The organism is Mesorhizobium sp. L2C066B000, from assembly GCF_000502335.1.
GTDB lineage: Bacteria > Pseudomonadota > Alphaproteobacteria > Rhizobiales > Rhizobiaceae > Mesorhizobium.
In genome coordinates this window covers 128,055-144,691 of record NZ_AYWZ01000008.1, presented here as the reverse complement: position 1 = coordinate 144,691, position 16,637 = coordinate 128,055, and the positions used below count along the sequence as shown (strand labels likewise).

General features: G+C 63.9%; 16 protein-coding genes and 2 pseudogenes. 8 read left to right on the top strand and 10 right to left on the bottom strand.

Features of this window, described 5'->3' with window-relative positions; genetic code table 11:
* Window positions 1-15: 15 nt before the first annotated feature.
* Window positions 16-678, bottom strand: a complete 663-nt coding sequence (locus tag X733_RS148100; RefSeq protein ID WP_023672482.1) for a S24 family peptidase — start codon at window positions 676-678, stop codon at window positions 16-18.
* Between the two features lie 80 nt (window positions 679-758).
* Here X733_RS148100 and X733_RS148105 point away from each other — a divergent pair, with 80 nt between their 5' ends.
* The 5 genes from X733_RS148105 (at window position 759) to X733_RS148125 (ending at window position 4,294) form a co-directional block, all read left to right on the top strand.
* Window positions 759-1,133 carry a hypothetical protein gene (locus tag X733_RS148105; protein ID WP_023819112.1) on the top strand — a complete coding sequence of 125 codons (375 nt, stop codon included), beginning with the start codon at window positions 759-761 and terminating at the stop codon, window positions 1,131-1,133.
* Window positions 1,134-1,217: 84 nt separating this feature from the next.
* Window positions 1,218-1,910: a GcrA cell cycle regulator gene (locus X733_RS148110; RefSeq protein ID WP_023819111.1), complete on the top strand. Its 693-nt coding sequence runs from the start codon at window positions 1,218-1,220 to the stop codon at window positions 1,908-1,910.
* Window positions 1,911-2,236: 326 nt separating this feature from the next.
* Window positions 2,237-2,836, top strand: coding sequence for a DUF6456 domain-containing protein (locus X733_RS148115; protein WP_023819110.1), 600 nt, complete (start codon window positions 2,237-2,239; stop codon window positions 2,834-2,836).
* 116 nt (window positions 2,837-2,952) lie between these two features.
* On the top strand, window positions 2,953-3,234 hold the full coding sequence (locus X733_RS1000000171500) for a hypothetical protein (protein WP_155924224.1): 282 nt from the start codon (window positions 2,953-2,955) through the stop codon (window positions 3,232-3,234).
* A gap of 175 nt (window positions 3,235-3,409) precedes the next feature.
* Window positions 3,410-4,294, top strand: coding sequence for an NmrA family NAD(P)-binding protein (locus tag X733_RS148125; RefSeq protein WP_023819108.1), 885 nt, complete (start codon window positions 3,410-3,412; stop codon window positions 4,292-4,294).
* A 57-nt stretch (window positions 4,295-4,351) separates the two neighbouring features.
* Here X733_RS148125 and X733_RS1000000167220 read toward each other — a convergent pair whose 3' ends face one another.
* Both X733_RS1000000167220 and X733_RS01000000166335 read right to left on the bottom strand, forming a co-directional pair.
* Window positions 4,352-5,119 (bottom strand): hypothetical protein, encoded by a 768-nt coding sequence (locus tag X733_RS1000000167220; RefSeq protein ID WP_155924223.1) that lies wholly within the window; start codon window positions 5,117-5,119, stop codon window positions 4,352-4,354.
* A gap of 147 nt (window positions 5,120-5,266) precedes the next feature.
* A pseudogene (locus X733_RS01000000166335) lies at window positions 5,267-6,615 on the bottom strand (DUF763 domain-containing protein).
* A gap of 244 nt (window positions 6,616-6,859) precedes the next feature.
* On the opposite strand from X733_RS01000000166335, the gene X733_RS148130 reads away from it, so the two are divergent.
* Window positions 6,860-7,852, top strand: coding sequence for an HNH endonuclease (locus tag X733_RS148130; RefSeq protein ID WP_023751865.1), 993 nt, complete (start codon window positions 6,860-6,862; stop codon window positions 7,850-7,852).
* 49 nt (window positions 7,853-7,901) lie between these two features.
* Here X733_RS148130 and X733_RS1000000171495 read toward each other — a convergent pair whose 3' ends face one another.
* The 3 genes and pseudogenes from X733_RS1000000171495 to X733_RS1000000171485 form a co-directional block, all read right to left on the bottom strand.
* Window positions 7,902-8,564: an SGNH hydrolase domain-containing protein gene (locus X733_RS1000000171495; RefSeq protein ID WP_348625869.1), complete on the bottom strand. Its 663-nt coding sequence runs from the start codon at window positions 8,562-8,564 to the stop codon at window positions 7,902-7,904.
* Window positions 8,522-9,223 carry an acyltransferase gene (locus X733_RS1000000171490; RefSeq protein WP_348625865.1) on the bottom strand — a complete coding sequence of 234 codons (702 nt, stop codon included), beginning with the start codon at window positions 9,221-9,223 and terminating at the stop codon, window positions 8,522-8,524. Before X733_RS1000000171490 ends, X733_RS1000000171495 begins: the two co-directional genes overlap by 43 nt.
* Before the next feature lie 19 nt (window positions 9,224-9,242).
* Window positions 9,243-9,923, bottom strand: a pseudogene (locus X733_RS1000000171485) (acyltransferase); the annotation flags it as partial.
* 398 nt (window positions 9,924-10,321) lie between these two features.
* Here X733_RS1000000171485 and X733_RS148135 point away from each other — a divergent pair.
* Window positions 10,322-10,675: a cupin domain-containing protein gene (locus X733_RS148135; protein WP_023688994.1), complete on the top strand. Its 354-nt coding sequence runs from the start codon at window positions 10,322-10,324 to the stop codon at window positions 10,673-10,675.
* 763 nt (window positions 10,676-11,438) lie between these two features.
* Here the strand turns inward: X733_RS148135 and X733_RS148140 are convergent.
* The 4 genes from X733_RS148140 to X733_RS148155 form a co-directional block, all read right to left on the bottom strand.
* Complete coding sequence (locus X733_RS148140) at window positions 11,439-12,266, bottom strand: metal ABC transporter permease (RefSeq protein ID WP_023685454.1); 828 nt, start codon at window positions 12,264-12,266, stop codon at window positions 11,439-11,441.
* On the bottom strand, window positions 12,250-13,044 hold the full coding sequence (locus X733_RS148145; protein WP_023685455.1) for an ABC transporter ATP-binding protein: 795 nt from the start codon (window positions 13,042-13,044) through the stop codon (window positions 12,250-12,252). The genes X733_RS148140 and X733_RS148145 overlap by 17 nt, the downstream gene beginning before the upstream one ends.
* A gap of 26 nt (window positions 13,045-13,070) precedes the next feature.
* Window positions 13,071-13,952, bottom strand: coding sequence for a zinc ABC transporter substrate-binding protein (locus tag X733_RS148150; RefSeq protein ID WP_023712495.1), 882 nt, complete (start codon window positions 13,950-13,952; stop codon window positions 13,071-13,073).
* Between the two features lie 300 nt (window positions 13,953-14,252).
* The gene (locus X733_RS148155; protein WP_023743878.1) at window positions 14,253-15,314 is read right to left on the bottom strand and encodes a maleylacetate reductase; all 1,062 of its coding nucleotides are present in this window, start codon (window positions 15,312-15,314) and stop codon (window positions 14,253-14,255) included.
* A gap of 309 nt (window positions 15,315-15,623) precedes the next feature.
* On the opposite strand from X733_RS148155, the gene X733_RS148160 reads away from it, so the two are divergent.
* Window positions 15,624-16,508, top strand: coding sequence for an AraC family transcriptional regulator (locus tag X733_RS148160; protein WP_023672497.1), 885 nt, complete (start codon window positions 15,624-15,626; stop codon window positions 16,506-16,508).
* Window positions 16,509-16,637: the final 129 nt, after the last annotated feature.

Sequence of the window (16,637 nt, the reverse complement as noted above, 5' to 3'; positions counted from 1 at the left end):
TCACCGCCTTCTCCCTCACATATCGATCATCGAGCGCTTCACCCGGCCGATGATGGTGATGGCGCCTTCCAGCGCCGGCGGCGGGATGTCCATGTAGGAGGCCGGCTGGAAGGGCGGGTTCTCGTTGGGGCGGTAACGCTTGTAGGTGGCCTGGCCGGATTCGTCCGAAATGACGTAGCAGCCATTGGTCACCAGCCGCTTGTCCCTGAGGTTGACGAAGATGATCGAATCCGGTGGCGAGATCTTGTTCATCGACGGGCCGTCGACGCGCAGAGCAATCCATTGGCCCTGCTCCAGATCGGTGGTGGGGATGGTCGGATAGTCGCTGAGATTGACCACCATGTCCTGGCTGCCGAGTTCGCCGGCGCTGATCCATGAGACGATGGGCACATCGACGGTGGCCAGCGACGGCATCGGGATCTGCCGGCCCGACTCGTCAAAGCCGAAATGGCCCCCCGCAAGGCTGCCGCCGTCACCGTTGAACAAGAGCCAGCCGGGATCGACGCCGAACAGGCGGCCGTATTTCTCCGCCGCCTTGCGCGACAGCGGCCGGTTACCATTCTCGTGACTGATCAGCGTGTTCTTGTTGATGTCGCGCAATGCCCGCGCCGCGTCGCTCGGCGAGGCATAACCCGCCTCCGCCCGCGCCTGCTGCAATCTGTGCCTCGGTTCCTGCATCGTACAAATTGCCTGAAATTTATCGTCCAATATGTACGATTTCGCTTGCGTACGGTTCGTACATATCGTACGCTTAGCGCATGATCGAACGAACCGCAAGCGTTTCCGCAGACATCGTCAGCTTTCTCCCATCGTCCGGGCTGTCCTCCTCCCCGGTCCGGACGCAAACCGGGGCTCTTGCCCCGGATCCGGTCGAACCGTCGTCCCCCCGATCGACCGGAACGGCCGGAGCCGCTCCTCTCCCGGCTCCGGCCACCTCTTCAGCCCATGGCGCCGCCGGTGCGCCAAGGGCTGTTTCCGGCGGGCAGGGCCTTTCCTGCATCCGCACGGAAGACGGCACCGTCATCCTGTTCGACCGGCTGACGGGCAGGGCAGTTTCCGCCCTCACCAAAGCTGCCGCCGAAGCCGCCTTGCGGCATCTCGCCGGCTCGCTGCCGGCCGTCAGTATCGGCTGACCGCACCGACCATCCGCTCTGATTTCTCCCGTGGCCCTCGGGGCCGGCGCTCGGTCTTTGCGCGCGCAATCAATGGATACCGACATGACTGCCTATACCGACACCGAATTGCAGGAGATCGCCGTCTGGCTGAGGGATGGCCTGTCGGCCACAGGGATCGCCGTCCGCTTCACGGCGCTGCGCGGCAGTCCGGTCTCGCGCAATGCCATCATCGGCATCGTCCACCGCAACAGCGCGTTGAAGACCATCGGCTTCGCCAACCCCAGAGGCGGCAGGTCCGGCGGCCGACCGAGGAAGAATGCGACGGGGAAGACTGCGGCAAACGAGAATACCGCCAAGAGGAATCCGCCGGCGCAGCCAAGCAAGCTCGTAAGGGAAGTAGGAGTTTCGAAGCAGGCCGCGCCGGTCAAACCGGCCGCCAAACCGACCCGTCAGCCATCGGCCAGGCCACTGTTGCCAGCCCGTCCGGCGCCCTCGATCCCGGGCGAAGGACGGCTGGTGGTGGACGGCGAAATCTACCGCTTCAATGTGCCGGCGCCGCGCCCTGCCTCGCTCGGGCGTCAGCCGCATGTCGCCGCCATGCGCTTCATCGACTGCCTGTTCGACCGCTGCCGCGCGCCGCTCGACCTGACGCTGGAGGAAGACCCCGACAACGATGCTCCCGGCAGTCGGCCGGGGCTCGAGATGCTGTGCTGCGGCCTGCGCACAAGGGCGCTGAAAAGCTACTGCGAATATCATCAGACGCGTTTCCACCGACCTGTGGCGGAGGTGGTGTGAGCGGCTGGGCTCCGTTCCTCGCCTCCGGACGACCCCACCAATGATCGAAAGCCGGCGGGACAGCGCCCCCTCTGTCCTGCCGGACGTTCGTCGCTCGGAAAGCCAAGCAATTGGCTTTCCGTCCGCTTCGCGGACCACTCCTCAACCCTCACGAGGGGGGCGATCGGATATCGCCGCCGATTTCGCCAATTGCCAACGTTGCAGAGGCGCAGCCGCCGAAACTGCCAATCTCCCCCCTCGTGGGGGAGATGCCCGGCAGGGAAGAGGGGGGCGCGAAGGAACGCCAACCTTCCGGCTCAACAACCCAATCCCACAAGGATCCCCCGATGAGCAAAAAAACCGCGCAGAAAGCCAAACCGCCGAAATTGCCTGCGGGCGAAGCCGAGCAGGTGCGCATCCGCCGCGAGATCGGCCATGATTTCGCGCTGAAGGACGATCGCTTCGGCCGCAAGCGGTTGAGCGTCGGCACCGAAGAGGCGCGGCGCGTCTACGAGGTCTCCAATGACGGCTACACCGCGACCGGCGGCATCGTGCGGGTGCGCAATGTCGATCCGCTGGTCGGCATCACCTCGCTGACCCGCCAGCAGCGTGAGGCCGGCCAGCGGTTTCGCGACGATTTCGAGCGCGCCTCGCGTGACGGGCTGCGGCCGATGACGTGGGAAGAGCGCATTGACGGCGGCCGCATCAATGGCGGCATCCCCGACCGCGTGCTCAACGCCGGCCGCGCCCACACCCATGCCATCGCCGCCATGGCCCACTGGGAAGTGGCGGAGGTGGTTCGCAAGATCTGCCTCGAAGGCCAGTCGGTGAAGGCGCTCGCCGAACGCACCGGCGAGGGACGAGATGTGGTGGTGAAGCTGTTGAAGGTCGGGCTCGACCTTTTGGCCGTGGGTTACGGGATGATGCTGATGCGGAAGCCGCGATAAGGCCGGCAGCCGCGCAGGAAGCGGCCGGCCGGCAGATGCCGGCCGACCGGTTTCACCCTATCGGATCACCGTTCGCAAACGCGAATTTCCTCGACGATCCTGTGATGATGGCGCCAATGCTTGACCAACTCTATACGGCAATGGCGATGGTGCCTGTGATACCTGTGGTACCTGAAGCCGTTGTCGTAGGCATCATACTGGTAGTAGGGGCGAGGAGCGTAGCGATCGTAATAGTCGCCATAGCTGTCATTGTAGTCATCGTCATAGTAGCCGTTGCCGATGCCGATCACGACGCGCCCGCCGGCATCGGGGCGATCATCGCCGCCGCCGCAGTGATAGCGATAGCCGAAGCAAGCAGGAGCTTTCTCATAGCTGCCTCCTATTCAAGGTTGCGCTAATATAACTCGCTGGGCACGACCTCGTTCCATAATTTTGCAAGATGCGAACGACCCCTGCGCCGTGCATTGCGAGGAAAGTCAGCGTCACCTCCTGTCAGCATCGTCCCCCGATTTTTGAACCCTTCGCCGCCCCAGCCATTAATCCGGCATGAATCAGCAAGGGAAGGACGAGACCATGCATGTCATTCTTGGAGGTACCGGCCATGTCGGCTCGGCGGCGGCAATGGCGCTGTTGCGGCAGGGCGAGGATGTCACGGTGGTGACGCGCGACGAGTCGAAGGCCGCATGGTTGGTTGAACAGGGCGCGGAGGCCGCGGTTGCCGATGTGCTCGATGTCGAGGCGCTGCGTGAAGTCTTGCGGCGCGGCAAGCGGGCGTTTCTGCTCAACCCGCCGGCCGATCCATCGACCGACACCGACGCCGAGGAGCGCAAGACGGTTGGCGCCATTGCGGCGGCGCTGGAGGGCTCCGGCCTCGAAAAGCTGGTGGCGGAATCGACCTACGGCGCGCAGGCCGGCGAGGGTGTCGGCGATCTCACCGTCCTTTACGGCCTCGAGCAGAAGCTGAAGGCCCAAGCCATTCCGGCAAGCATCAACCGCGCCGCCTATTACATGAGCAACTGGGATCAGGCCCTGGAGACGGCGCGGCGCGACGGCGTCATCACCTCCTTCTTCCCGGCGGATTTCGAGCTGCCGATGGTGGCGCCGCAGGATCTCGGCGAGGCCGCGGCGAGACGTCTGCTGGAGCCGGCGGACAAGACCGGCACGCACTATATCGAGGGTCCTCGGCGCTACTCCGCCGCCGATGTCGCCGCAGCCTTCAGTGCGGCGTTGCGCAAAAACGTGCGCGTGGTCACGGTGCCGCGGGAGCGCTGGACAGAAACCTACGAAAAACTAGGCTTCTCCAAAGCGGCGGCCGAGTCCTATGCCCGCATGACCGGGGCCACGCTGGACAAGCCGATGCAGCCGGAAAACCCGGAGCGCGGCACGACCAGCCTGGAAAGCTATATTGCTGCGCTCGTCGAGGGCCGGCCGGAAGACCTGTTGAAGGGCGCAGCGTAAAGTGAAGGGTTGCTGTTGAGAAACAGGCGCTTCGACGACCTACGTGGCCCGCTATTCCTATTGCCTGACCGTTCGGCAGTTGCCCGCCGGCGGCGTGGTCTTGCAGATATCGATGGAGGTGCGCGTGTCGCCGTGACCGGTTTCGGTTATCAGATTCAGGTCCAAAAGTTCGTATGTCACGAGGTATCGTATGCTGTCGTCGGGTATTTTTTGCATGGCCGATACGATCCACGAACCTGCTTTCATCTCGGTGAAATAGCTGTCGACCTTGCGTTCATACCATTTGGGTATCGGAACGAGGACGATGGTCTTCTTGCCGTGGATTTTCTTGGCGGCCGGCAGCATGATCCGGTGAATGCCGACAAAGGCGCGGCTGTCTGCCAGGCGCCGTACGCCGCCCGCAAGAACCATCGTACAAGCTGACGAACAGACTGCGCCGACGGGGTTGGCGACGCCGAAGCGGAGGGCGCCCGGCCCGCAGGCTTTTGTGTCTGGCGCGCATTCGGAGAACTCCGTCTTGCCAACCATCGTGTCGAGCCCGCTGGCGCGGATCATATGGCCAAGCGCCATCGCCGCATCGGTCTCGCCGCCCGGGGAATTCAACGCCAAAGGCAATTTGCGGGGGCCGAGTTTTTTCAGCAAAGCCTTCAGCAAAGCTGGCGTGCCGGCCACGATGTGACCTTCCGCCGAAATCCATTCCGGGCATGTCGGCTCGCATCCTGGCGTGCTGTTGCGTACAACGACGAAGTGCATCGGCGGTGTATATGCCAGTATGGCAGGCTCAGGCGTCGTTTGGGCGATCGCGCCGCCAATCGCCAGCAGCACGAAAACCAACGTCCATGCGAATGTCTTCATGCCGAGCCTCGCCTGGCAGAGCATCACTTGAGAAATGGGTCTTTGCAAGCATTATCAAAACAAGCCGAGCACGTGTTTCTATGGGCCGCGCACTATCTCTGCATGATGGACAGGCAGCTACTGGCGGCCCCTGTCTGAACCGTCGTCGCTTTCCGCCGCCCCCTCCCACCCGAACACACTGCGCCCTCCAAGCAGATGCGACTGGTCGAACTCGCCGGCGACGATCTCCTTAAGGCTTGGCCCGGTGACGTAGCGCTCCAGCCGCCGCGCTTCGCCATCCAGCCGCTGCAGCGCGCCGAGCTCTTCCTCGCGGCCGAGCTTGGCCTTGCCGACGGCCGATTTCAGCACCGCGATCGTCTCGTCATAGACTTTCAGCGGCACCGGGAAGGGGTGGCGGTCCTTGCCGCCATGGGCGAGCGAGAAGCGCGCCGGATCGGAGAAGCGGCAGGGCGCGCCATGCACCACTTCCGCCACCATGGCCAGCGCCCGCACCGTGCGCGCGCCGACGCCGGGCACCAGCAGCAGTTCGGGAAAATCGGCCGGCCCGCTTTCGATGGCGGCGGAAATGTTGCCGTGCAGCCGGTGCATGACGATGTCGCTCTCGCGCACATCATGATGCGCCGGCATCACCAGATTGGGCAGCATCGGCTGCGCCGGCAGTTTCGCGGGCGCCGCTTTCGGCGGCGGCTCCAGCACGGCAAGCTCGTCAAGGATCCGCTCCGGGCTCATGGTCTTGAGCAGATCAAGTTGCCCGGTCCGCGACCGCTCGGCGCGATGATCGGTGAGGTTGACGATCTCGCCTTGCCGCTCGCCCTCGATCGCCGCATGCGGCTGGTCGACGAAGCTGGTCAGCCCTTCCGACAGCCAGTGGTAGCGGCGCGCCTGCCTGGTGTCGCCGTTCATGCCCTGCTGCACCACCACCCAGCGGCTGTCGTCGGTGACGATGAAGCCGTGCAGATAGAGGTCGAAACCGTCCTGCACGGCCGCACTGTCCACCTTGGCGACCAGGCGGCTGGCGGTGGCAAGGGCCGCGCCATCGATGCCGACGCGCTCGNGGCCGCACTGTCCACCTTGGCGACCAGGCGGCTGGCGGTGGCAAGGGCCGCGCCATCGATGCCGACGCGCTCGCCGATCACCGCCAGCTCCTGCGGCGTCTTGCGCGAATGCGCGCCGCGCCCGCCGCAGACATGGATGCCGAGCTCTCGCGACATCGGGTTCAGCCCGCGCTTCAGCGCGCCGACGACCGAGGTGGTGATGCCCGAGGAGTGCCAGTCCATGCCCATGACGGCGCCGAAGGACTGGAACCAGAACGGATGCGCCAGCCGCCGCAACAACTCGTCGCGGCCATAGTGATGGATGATCGCCTCGCACAGCACCGCGCCCAGCCGCGTCATGCGATCGCCCAGCCATTTCGGAACCCGCCCGCCATGCAGCGGCAGATCCGCACTGCCGCTTCGCTGCGTCAAGTGAAAGCTCCGTGGCTAAGGCGCACCGGCGGTGCGCCTGTGATCTAGATGGCATTTGGGGGGCGATTTGCAAGTGGGGTGGGGGCGGCGACTATCGTCGCCCTACGCTCTTCTTGGCGTCTCGCCGAAAGATGCAGTTACGCCGCCTGTCGCACCTGGCAATAAGGTCGGCTCCATGCTTGTAGGCGAGACAGGTCTCGAATAGAGCTTACCCAGCCGACGGCAACTATTAAAATCAAAAACGATGTCGCAATTCTGGTGGGTAAATCACAGTCAGACCGCCTGCCAAGAGATCGACGGGCAATATCTCTGGTCGCCCAAAACTCAGAAGAATGGGGCACGCAGCGAGTTCTACAAAAATATGCGTCGGGCGACACCTGGTGACCTCGTGTTGTCTTTTTTCGGTCAAGCCGTGCGCTATATTGGTCGGGTAGCGGAGTTTGCATTCACAGCACCGAAACCACCGGAGTTCAAGAACACTGGAGCCAATTGGAACGAGGAAGGTTGGCTTCTCCCGGTGTATTGGGCGCCGCTCCTGCCGACGGTGCGCCCGTCGGACATAATTGGCGAATTGGGTCCGCTTCTGCCTGCCCGATACTCGCCCATCGACCCAAACTCCGGATCAGGCCGTCAAAACGCCTATCTCGCGAGCGTATCGCAAGAGGTGTTTCACACAATTGTCGCGGGTACAGCTTTCGACCGCGAAGCTTTGAGGCGTGGTGGCGCAAACAGTCTCACTTTCGAAGTCGTCAATGAAATTTTAGAGGACGTCGTTGAGCGCCGTATCCGAGACGACCTCCAACTCGAGGACACTGTAAAGACGAGCGTCATTCAAGCTCGTCGCGGCCAAGGTAAATTTCGTTCCAGTGTCGAAGCCATGGAGCGCTCGTGCCGACTCACAGGGGTCACCAATCCCTCGTTGCTGATTGCAAGCCACATCAAGCCTTGGCGCCTATGCGCTTCCGCGCAGGAGCGCTTGGACGGCATGAACGGGCTGCTCCTCACGCCTGATGCCGACCACCTCTTTGACCGTGGCTTCATCAGTTTTGAAGATAGCGGGCAGGTCCTCATATCCCAGCGCGTCGACAAGACTGATTTGCGGCGGCTCGGATTCGAGCAATTGGTGATGCAGAGTTTCGGCTTTGCCGAAGCCCCCGCCGTCTGGCGCACTAGCACCTTCACCCCGCCGCAGCAGGCTTACCTCGCTCACCATCGAGAGGATGTGTTTGTGGCATAGCTCGCATCAACTGAGCGTCAGCCGTCAGGTCCCCCTACCTCGCCGCCCCCTAAAACACCGCCTTCTCCAAGAGCGGCTCCAGTGATTCAGCAAATAGCGTCGCCAGGTGGTGCCGGTCGCGGAAGGCGAGTTGGCCGTTGATGAACACGTGGCAGGTTTGGGCGTCGCAGAACTGGCTGGTCAGGTCGACATAGGTGGCGCCGGGCACGCTGCGCACGACGTCGCGCTCGGCCGCGGCGATGTCGTCGTTCGCCGCCGCGTCCCTCGGCGTGTCGCAGACTTCAGGCACCTGCCCGCGCCACAGCGCCCGCGCCACGCATTTGTCGGCATAGCTTCCATTGTAGGGAACGTCCCGGATTACCGCGACCTTGATCCCGGCCCGGCTGAATGCCGCCAGCGTCCAGCGCAGGCCGGTCTTCCACTCCTCGTTCCCATCGGCGTGCTTCAGTTCCTCGGGCGATTCCTTCATCACATTGCCGATCGAAAATTCCGAGATCACCACCATGTGCGGGTGCAACGCGATAATGTCCTTGACCGATTGCTCCCGCCACTGGTCGCATTCGGTGTAGTCGCGCTTCAGCCGCCAGTTCCAGGTCGTCACCCGCGAGGCACGGCAGGACGATTTGAGATAGGTGACGAGGCGATAGTTGTTCTTGGCCGCCGCCTCGATCAGCGGCGTCGACCAGTGGTCGGCATGCGAATCGCCGAACAGCGCAATCGAGCGCGGGCGTCCTTGTTGCCGAACACGCAGGCCTTCGGCGTCACCGTCTCAAAGGAAAGAATACAGCCGGCCGCGCGCGCCGTGGAAGGCTGCGCGGCGCTGGCGGCAATGCTGCGCTGCTCAGGGTCCAGATCGTGGACGGCCAGCCTGGCATTGGCATATGCGGCTGCGACGCTGGTGCCGGTCAGGAGGACGGCCGGCACCAGCGCCCGCGCCGCACTGGCCATCAGCCAGCCATTGCGGCGGATCGGGTTCTCGATGACATGATAGGTGAAGACCGACAGCGCCAAAGTGAGCGCCAGGCAGGCGAGGCGTCCGAGCGGCGACAGCTCGGGCACCACCATCGTGGCATAGACGATCACCGGCCAGTGCCAGAGATAGAGCGAGTAGGAGAGTTTGCCGACCCATTGCAGGGGCGGCAGCGCCAGTGCCGCGCTCGGGCTTTTCTCAGCGCTCTGCCCTTGCTGCGCATGCGCTGAACCGGCGAGCAGCAACAGCACTGTGCCGGCCACCGGCACCAGGGCGAGGAAGCCGGGGAAGGGGGCTTCCTCGCTGAAGGAGAGATAGGCGCCGGCGATCAGCGCCAGGCCGAGCCACGCCAGCGGCGCGGCGAGCCGCGGGCGGTTTTGCCAGACTTGTTGCGGCACCATGCTGGCCAAGCCCGCCGGCGGCGAACTCCCAGACGCGCAGCGGCGAGAAGTAGAAGGCCCAGGGCTGTGAGACCGTGGTGAGCCAGGCGCAGACGGCGAACGAGACGAGACCGGCAATGCCGATCACCAGGATCGCGCCGCGCTTGCCGGGGCGCAGCCATGCCGCCAGTGCAAGCAGCGCCGGCCAGGCGAGATAGAACTGCTCCTCCACCGACAGCGACCAGAAATGGACAAACGGGTTGCTGGCCGCATCTGCGGCGAAATAGTCGAACAACCAGCGGATCAGCCACAGATTGATCATGTAGGCCGAGGCGAACATGGCGCCCCTGGAATAGAGCGATTGTTCCTCCGGCGACAGGATGAAGGCGCCGGCCACCAGCGTGGCGAGAATGACGAACAGCGACGCCGGCAACAGCCGCCGCGCGCGCCTCGCGTAGAAGCGCCACAGGTTGAGCCGCCTGGTCTCGGTGATTTCGGCAAGCAGGTGTTTTGTGATCAGATAGCCCGAGATGACGAAGAAGATGTCGACGCCGGTAAAGCCGCCGGGCAGGCCGGTGAAGCCGAAATGAAAGGCGATCACGCCTGCCACCGCCAAGGCACGCAGTCCTTCGATATCGGGCCGGAACGATGCTGACACGATTTGCCACCTCGTGCTGGTGCATGACCCCGCCTCGGCGAGTAACGATCGCGCCGGGATCATACGTGCGGCAGCTTTGCGCCCAACGGGACACGGCGCTGCAACCGTTCACAGTCGGACCAAGACTCCGCCCTATGGGTCGATATCGCAATGCAACAAATCTAACGCAGTGCAACATTGGAGGAGGCGACGCCGCTGATCTCCCCCCTTGAGGGGGAGATGGCCGGCAGGCCAGAGGGGGTCGGTTCGACCGGACTCGGCCCAATCCTGCAAGTGAAGGCAGGCGCTCCACGCGCGGCGACCCCCTCTGTCGCCTTCGGCGACATCTCCCCCTCGATGGGGGAGATTAGGTCCCCGCCTCCTTCGCCAAATCTCCGACATCCGGGGTCGGCCCTTGCGTTGCCCCCGTCACACGCATCGGCTATCCAACCGGCAGCCATGCAATTCAAACGGAGCCTCCCATGACCAACACCACCATTTTCAAATTCGGCGCTGTCGAGCATGCCGAGGGCGGCGACTTACCGGGCTGGATCGTTGTCGCGGGCCGGCCGACCATGCAGACCGCCGTGCAGCACACCACCGCCGACGGCAAGGTGCTGTCGGGCACCTGGCGGGCCTCGCCCGGCACTTATCACGCCACCTACACCGACTATGAGTTCGTGCACATGATCGCCGGCCGCATCATCATCACGCCCGATGGCGGCACGCCTGTCGAGGTCGGTCCGGGCGATGCGTTCGTGGTCGAAGCCGATTTCAAGGGCACCTGGCAGATCCTCGAGCCGGTAACCAAGCACTTCGTCGTCAAGCTTGCTTGATCGACGTAGTCAAGCTTGCTTGATCGACGTCGCCAGGGTCGCCTGATCGGCTCGTCGTCAGGCTTGCTTGATCGCGTCGTCAGGAGTGCCTGATCGGTGCCGATACACGTCGGCCGGCGCGGTTCATCGCCAGCGTCCCCCTCGCCCAGCAGGGGGAGGGGGACGTAGCGAAGCGAATATCGGTTAAGAGGGCGTCACCTCGTTCGCTTCGAACCGATGCGGATCGAAAAGCTGAGACGATGGCGTTCTGCGGAGCCTGGTCGAGATAACGCAGGCCAGGACTGCTGCCGGGTCGCCGGCGCGTCAGCCAAGAGCGAGCGGCGCACTTCGAGAGTGCATGCCGCCCGTCCGGCGCCGGGCCGTCAATGCTGTTGTTACGAAACCCCCCAGCCCCGTCTCAACCGCCACGGCCATGGCGTGACCCATGGCTTGCTATACGCATGCAGCACCGCGGTCTGTCAACGCCGCCCGCGATGGCCGCGGGGGGTCGCCTTTGCACCTCCCGGCCAGCTTCCAACCGGCCGCGCGGACGCCATTCGCCGCTACAAAATGCGCTTGAAATGGCGGTTTTCCGGGTGTTCCGGCCGCTCCGGAGCGGCCCTTTGGCGCGACAGAGGTCGCGATCTAGGCGATTGGATGAATTTGTCTTTCGCGGCTGAAACGTTTCAGGAGCCGATTTGTAAACCTGACTTTTTTTGGGTGTATTTCCCTCACGTCAGTTTTGCACTCCAGCCGGCCCGATCGACCCGCCGGAGGGCAAGCCTCAGGGGCCGGCGTCGGCGCTCTGAGTCTCTCGGACCGACGGGCGCCGGACCATGCCGCTGACGACATAGGCCGCCGCGCCCAGCGCCGTGATCCAGAAGCTCGTCGGCCAGTCGGTCAGGAAGGCGAGCGTCAGGCTGATCCAGGCGATGATCACGGCAAGCGCGATGGACGTCAGCACGCCGGCTCCGACGCCGCTAGTAAGCCTGAGCGCGGTGGCTGCAGGCGCCACCATCAGCGCGAAGACGAGCAGCACGCCGACGATCTGCACCGCCTCGGACGTGGCGACGGCGACCAGCACCATGAACAGGGTCGAGACAAGAGTGAGCGGCACGCCGCGCGCTTCGGCGAGTTCCGGCTGCAGGCTGGCGAACAGCAGCGGCCGCGCGATCAGCAAAAGCGCGACAAGGATCGCCACCGCCAGCACCGCAAGCACGATAACGGTGCGCAGGCTGATGCCCAGCACATTGCCGAACAGCACGTTGGTCGCCTGCGAGGCGAAGGCGGTGTAGAAATGCAGAAACAGCAAGCCCAAGCCGAGCGACAGCGTCAAAACGATGCCGATGGCGACGTCGCGATGCGCGCGTTCGCCGAGCAGGCCGATGCCGATGCCGGCGGCGACGGTAAACACGGTGAGGCCGAGAAACGGCGACAGCCCGATCAGGCCGGCGCCGGTGGCGCCGGGAAAGCCGACATGGGAGAGCGCATGACCGGCGAAGGTCTGGCCCCGGAGCACGAGGAAATAGCCGACCGCGCCCGAAACGATGCCGACGATGGTGCAGGCATAGAAGGCGTTGCGCATGAATTCATAGTCAAAGATCGTGGACATGCGCCCCGCTCTCCAGTTCGACATCGTCGGCCATGACGAAGATGCGGCCGGCAACCCGCACCACATTGATATGCGTGCCATAGAGTTTCGACAGCACCGGACCGCTGATGACCTCGTCGACGGAACCGATCGCCGCCTTGCGGTTGCCGAGATAGAGCACGCGGTCGACGGCGCGCAGCAGCGGGTTGATCTCGTGCGAGCAGAACAGCACGGCAATGCCGAGCCGCTCGCCGATCTGATGCACCAGGTCGATGATCGCGCGCTGATGGCCTGCATCGAGGCTGATCAGCGGCTCGTCGAGCAGCAGCAGTTGCGGATTGCCGATCAAGGATTGCGCGATCAGGATGCGCTGGCGCTCGCCTCCGGAAAGCTCGCCCAGCGGCCGCCGCGCAAGGTCGCCGGCGCCCACCTCTTCAAGAGCCTTCCACGCCGCCTCCTTCTCGGCAGCCGATGCGACGGGCCAGCCCCAGCGATGCCCGCCGGCGGCACTCAGCACGAAGTCGAGGCCGCTGACGCCGACATCGCCAAGCGCGCGCCGCGCCTGCGGCATATAGCCGATGTCGGCGTTGCCGCGCGTCGGCGATTTGCCAAGCACCGAAATGGCGCCGCCGGCCGGTTTGATCAGGCCGAGAATGGCGCGCAGCATCGTCGTCTTGCCGGCGCCATTGGCGCCGAGCAGGCCGACAAAGGCGCCTTGCGGTAGAGAAAAGGAGACGTCGGATAAAACCCGGCGTCCCCCATAGGTCAGCGTGACCTTGTCGAATTCGATTGCGTTCATTTAGTCACATTCATTCGCAGTCACATTCATTGTGTGCGGGCGGCGAGCGCCTTCTGGACCGCGTCGATCTGGCCGCCGAACCAGGTCTGGATCGTCTGGCCCGCCGGTTCCGTCTCGGTGACGCCGATGACCGTGACCTTGTTCTGCTTGGCGATGTCGAGCAGCCTTGTCGTTGCCTCGTCGGTCACCTGCGAATTGTAGAACAGGATCTTGGCCGAGCCGTCCTTCAGGCTGTTTTCGAACGCCGCCACCTGCGTGGCGCTCGGCTCCGCATCGTTCATCAAGGCCACCTGGAAATCGTAGTTCAGCATCTTGAGACCGAGCGCTTCCGCCATGTAGCCGAAGACCGGCTCGGTAGCCGTCACCTCGGTGCCGGCATAGGTGTTCTTGACGTCGGTGATTTCCTTGTCAATGGCCTCGAGCGAGGTCTGGAATGCCTTCAGGTTCGTCTCATAATACACGGCATTGGCCGGATCGCGCTTGGCAAGGTCGGCGCTCAGCGCCTTGGCGATGGCCGGCAGCGTCGCCGGGTCGTACCACAGATGCGGGTTGTCGCCCGACTTCTTGCCGATCAGGTCGGCGGCGACGATGGTCGTGCGATCCTTGGCTGTCGAGGCCGACAGCAGCTTGTCCATCCACGGATCGTAGTCGGCGCCGTTATAGATGACGATCTTGGCGTCGGCGATGGTGCGCGCCGTCGACGGGCTGGTCTCGAACAGATGCGGATCGTCATCGGGATTGGCCAGGATGCTGGTGACGGTGACGTTGCTGCCGCCGATCTGGCGGGCAAGGTCGCCATAGAAATTCTCGGCCGCCACGATGGTCAGCTTGTCTTCGGCGCGGGCAGCCGTGCCGGTCAAAAGCGGCACCGCGACGAGCAGCGCGGCGAGAAAGGGAATGCGACGCATCCGTGGTCTCCTTGCAGTCTGAAATGTATGTCGCCGGAGAGGCGGGCTGTGTAACTGTATAACAGTAACAATATAACGTTTGCGTCGAAAATACGGCTGATGTCAATGGGCTTTTCGAGCCGCGCAGTTTTTCACGCGCACAAACCGTGAGCGGCCTGCGCCGATCAGGCGGAGCCACTCATGCGTGTCGGCTATATGCGAAAGGGCAGGCGATCGCCGGCACCGCGAGGCCGCCGCGAGCACACCGTCGTGGCGGTATCCTGATGAATTCGCGGCGGGTAAGTTCCTTGCTTGTTGCCGTCAGTTTTGCGGACGCCTTCCCTCCCACGCGTCCTGCAACAGGGCGCGGATTGCGGCGCGGTCGAAAGGCCGCGGATTCCAGTATGGGTTCCTGGTCGCGATCTCAGCGGCGCGGTCGAGATCGGCCTGCATGAGGCCGAGTTCTTTCAATGTAAGGGGCGCGCCGACCGCCTTGGCGAAATCGTGGAGACCGCCGCCCGCACTGCCGCCAAACAAGTCGGCGACCGGCTTCAACGAGTCGGGCACCGCGACGGCGTTGAAGCCGATCGTGTGCGGCAACATCACCGCATGGGTCTCGGCATGCGGCATGTCGAAAGAGCCGCCCAGCGTGTGACAGATCTTGTGATGCAGCGCCATGCCGACGGCGCCGAGCACCGTACCGCACAGCCAGGCGCCGTAAAGCGCATCGCTGCGTGCATCGATATTTCCAGGCTCCTTGGTCAACACCGGCAGCGCCGCCGTCATGGCGCGCAATCCTTCTTTCGCCATCAGGGTGGAAATCGGATGGCGATCCTGCGCGTAAAGCGCTTCGGCCGCGTGCGCCATGGCGTTGAGTCCTGACGCGACGCTCATCGCTATCGGCAGGCCGACGGTCAGCTCTGGATCGTAGATCACCACTTCCGGCAGGATCCTTGCGTCACGCATTGTGGTTTTTTCGCCGTTCTCGGTCTGACCGAGGATCGGCGTCACCTCCGAGCCGGCATAGGTGGTCGGGATGACGATCTGCGGCAGGTCGGTGCGCCAGGCGATCGCCTTGCCGAGACCGGTGGTCGAGCCGCCGCCAAGCGCGACAACGCAGTCAGCGTTGACCTCGGTCGCCTTGGCCATTGCCGTTTGGGTTACCTCGACCGGCGTGTGCATGGCGGCGCCCGAAAAGGTGCCGGCCGCCAGCGCGCCGAGGGATTTGGCAAGCGCCTCGCCGTCGGCAGCCCGATGCGGCGTCGACAGCACCAGCGCGCGATTGCAGCCGAGCTTTTCGATCCAGGTGCCCACCTCGGACGACGCGCCATTGCCGAAGACAATATGCGCAGGGCTGCCGGAGTAGGTGAACGTCCTTGTCATGCCGATCCGCTCCCTTTGCATATTGTCACTGTGACGGAGCCGAAATCGAGCGACCAGCTCTCGCCGCCGGCGACATCGTTTGCGTCGTCACCGTCTCGCAAGCGGGGCCTGATCTCTCCCGCGTACTCGCAAACGTATCGCCTTGACCACAAAAACGTCAAAAAAGTATCAGTGAGGTGGACACACCGTGGTGGCGGCTGCATGAATTGCCGCCTAAGCTTCGATCACTGCAGAGAGCGGCAAACGCGGCCTGCGGGAGATGGCACTGCAACTGGTCGCATGACCGGACCGGCGCCGGGAGGAACTGACATGAATCCGGACTTGGAAGTCGTCCAGATCAGACGCGGCGAGTCGTTCAAGGCCTGGGCCCACGGCTACCCCTTCCACACGGTGCGCTGGCACTTCCACCCCGAATACGAAATCCATCACGTCGTCGCCACCACGGGCCATTATTTCGTCGGTGACTTCATCGGCGAGTTCGAGCCCGGCAATCTCGTGCTCACCGGCCCGAACCTGCCGCACAACTGGGTCAGCGACGTGCCGGCAGGCGCCAGCGTGCCGCTGCGCGGCCGCGTCGTGCAGTTCTCGCAAGAGTTCATTGCCGACGCCACCGCCGCGTTGCCGGAACTTGCCGGTTGTGAAAACATTCTCGAGCTCAGCCGCCGCGGCGCGCTGTTCTCCACCGCTACCGCCAAGCTCGCCGCACCTGTGCTGGCCGAACTGGTCGAGGCGCAAGGCGTTCGCCGCATCGCTTTGTTCATGGAGCTCATCGACATTCTGAGCCGCGCCGCCGATGTGCGGACGCTGACCAGCGCCAGCTATCTGCCGGATCCCTCAGGCTTCATGTCGGCCGGCGTCAACAAGGCGCTTGCCTATATCAACGCCAACCTGACCGAGCCGTTCAGCGAAAGCGATCTGGCGGCGATCGCCGGCCGCAGCCCGAGCGCGTTTTCGCGCAGCTTCCGCCGCCATACCGGCATGGCGCTGGTGCAGTATGTCAACCGGTTGCGCATCAACCTCGCCTGCCAACTGCTGATGAGCGAGGCCGACATGCCGATCACCGAGATCTGCTATGCCGCCGGCTACAACAACATCTCGAATTTCAACCGCCAGTTCCTGACCCAGAAAGGCATGTCGCCTTCGCGCTTCAGGGCCCTGCTGGCGGAAAACATCAGCGCGGAGATTGCCGCCTAACAGGGAGGACCGGGAGGAGCCTAGACATTTACTGAGGTAAGAACGCGGGGTGCGTTGGAGGCGCCCCGTGCTGGAGATCGCTTGTCCCGAAATCCAGGGATATCAAGGGGATGCGCAGCACGGATCAAG